Annotated in this window: 2 protein-coding genes; both read right to left on the reverse strand. The window is 51.4% G+C overall.

What is annotated here, in order from left to right:
* Positions 1-140: 140 nt before the first annotated feature.
* Complete coding sequence (locus WH87_RS19660) at positions 141-443, reverse strand: hypothetical protein (protein ID WP_156458244.1); 303 nt, start codon at positions 441-443, stop codon at positions 141-143.
* A 138-nt stretch (positions 444-581) separates the two neighbouring features.
* Positions 582-819: hypothetical protein (locus tag WH87_RS19835; protein WP_197410816.1), on the reverse strand; the 238-nt coding region annotated here is incomplete at its 5' end.

Raw genomic sequence — 819 nt, forward strand, 5'->3', positions numbered from 1 at the left:
CCCTTATAGGGCGTGGTGGCGCTGGCGGGCGCCAGCTTCATGCTCGACGTTTATCATTCTGCTTTCCCGTCCATCGCCATCCCTGCAATCATCACCATCCATTTCCCGCTCTCGTTCCCATCACCTATCCTTCCTCTCTGTTATGTTTTGCCTTCATTTTCCGATAAATCACCTTTTTTCCATCCATTTCCCGTTTCCACCAACTTCCTTTTCCTCCCTTTCTTCCTTTTCTTCCTCCCTCCCTCCCTCTTCTCCCCTTCTTTCCCTCTTCTCTTCCCTTTTCTTCCTCTTCTCTCCCTTCTCCCTCCTTCTCTCCCCCTTTTTCCTCCTCTCGTCCATTCTTTTCTCTTCTTTTTTTCTTTTCCCTCCCCTATCTCCATTTCCCTTTTATCCTTTTCTCTTTTCTTTCTTTCATTCCTCTCCCCTTCTTCTCCACTCCCCACTCATTTCCGCTCTCTTCCCCTTCCCCTTGCTTCCACTTCTCCCGTTCCCTTCCGCTTTCCCCCCCCCTGTCGTTCTCTCCCTTCTCCTTCCCTCCTTCTCCCCCCCTCCCTTTCCCTTCTTCTTATCGCCTCTCCCCATTACCTTCCCCCCCCCATCCCCCCCTGTCCTTTTTCCTTCCTTCCTTCTTTTTGCCTTCTTTTCCCTTTTTCTCTCCTCCCCTCTTTCCCTTCTCTTACTTTTCCCTCCCTCTTCCCTCTTCCTCTTCTTCTTTTCCCCCCCTTTCTCCTCCCCCTTCTATCTCTTCCTTCCCTCCTCCCTCCCCATCCCTTCTCTTTCTTCCCCCTCTCCTCCCTTTCTTTTCCTCTCTCTCTCTCT

Origin of the sequence: Devosia epidermidihirudinis, assembly GCF_000971295.1 — a bacterium.
In the GTDB taxonomy this organism is placed as follows: Bacteria; Pseudomonadota; Alphaproteobacteria; order Rhizobiales; family Devosiaceae; genus Devosia; species Devosia epidermidihirudinis.